Origin of the sequence: Achromobacter xylosoxidans, assembly GCF_002192695.1 — a bacterium.
GTDB classification, from domain to species: domain Bacteria; phylum Pseudomonadota; class Gammaproteobacteria; order Burkholderiales; family Burkholderiaceae_B; genus Achromobacter; species Achromobacter xylosoxidans_C.
In genome coordinates, this window is the sequence record NZ_MTLG01000016.1 from 1 (window position 1) to 763 (window position 763).

1 protein-coding gene and 1 pseudogene are annotated in these 763 nt (G+C 63.3%); both read left to right on the forward strand.

The window, feature by feature from the left end:
* A pseudogene (locus BRO63_RS03940) lies at positions 1–219 on the forward strand (hypothetical protein); the annotation flags it as partial.
* 333 nt (positions 220–552) lie between these two features.
* The coding region (locus BRO63_RS03945) for a hypothetical protein (protein ID WP_088138636.1) at positions 553–763 on the forward strand (211 nt) is incomplete at its 3' end.

The window sequence follows — 763 nt, forward strand, 5'->3', positions numbered from 1 at the left end:
GCGTTCAACCGCGACATCGGCAACAAGGTGCTGTTCATCAAGGACGGCCGGCTGCTGTTCCTCAAGGGCATCAAGCTCAAGGCCATTGCCGAACGCGCGGCATATTTCGCAAAGCTGCGCAGCCGACAGGACCAGCCCATCGTCATCCTGGCCGAGCTGCCAGCGGACGAGGCATTCGCCATCTGGAAGCAGCATGTCCTGGGCGACAAGCCCCGCTGATCCAGCCTCACCGCACCGTCATGACCGCCCCGCACTCGTTGCGGGGCTTTTCTTTGTCCCTGCGCACATCAATCGGGGCTGGACCAGATGCCGATTTCCAACTGACGTGGCGCGGCACCCTCACGAAGCTGTCCGCATGTTCGCTGATTCGTCAGCACATGCCAGCAGCCAGGGTTTCAGGCTGCCGCGGGGTTCTCTCCGCGCAACCCACCAGTCCGCATCGCATCCATTGCGCGGACGCGCGTCCCCAAGACGCTGATGCTTTTTTTCAACCGCGTGCGGGAGCTGCCATCCCGTGAGGGACAGGGCCCCGCTTTTCCAAGGAGCCCATCCATGTCCCAGCAAGCCTCTTTCGGCCGATTCGGTCAATTGGCCTTGACCTACTGCGGCAAGTTCCTGCCGCTCGAAGTCCTGCACAGCGCCGCCGGCCACTACATCGGCACGCGCGATACCGAAGGTCCCGTCTCGCGGGAATCTCGTGAGTACTTCCGCAGCCATGCCGCGGCTCAACGTGCCCTCGAAAGAGGCGGCTGGTCCCAGCTCG